Genomic DNA, 303 nt, shown 5'->3' with positions numbered 1-303 from the left:
GGCAGGCTGGGGAAGCGTCCCGCGGCATCGGGGACATCGGCACCACCACGTACCGCGCCCCCTTCACCCCCGTGGCGTTCGCGGCCCTGGCCGGACGCCAGCGCGGCGAGCTCTTCGACCCGGCCCGCCTGACCTCCATCCACCCCTGGCATGTCGCCCGCGGCGCCCTTTTCGAGGATGTCGGGCAGTGGAAGCGGCCCTGGTACTACCCCCAGGCCGGAGAGGACATGGACGCCGCGGTGCTGCGAGAATGCGCGGCCGTCCGCGAATCCGTGGGCTTCATGGACGCCACCACCCTGGGCA

The 303-nt window shown here is 72.6% G+C and carries 1 pseudogene; it reads left to right on the top strand.

The annotated features are described in order from the left end of the window. Positions 1-303 (top strand): annotated as a pseudogene (locus QCD75_RS22025) (ferredoxin); the annotation flags it as partial.

The organism is Arthrobacter sp. PsM3 (assembly GCF_030433895.1).
Classification (GTDB): domain Bacteria; phylum Actinomycetota; class Actinomycetes; order Actinomycetales; family Micrococcaceae; genus Arthrobacter.
The sequence above is the reverse complement of the archived record's forward strand: the minus strand, read 5'-3'. Positions and strand labels throughout refer to the sequence as shown.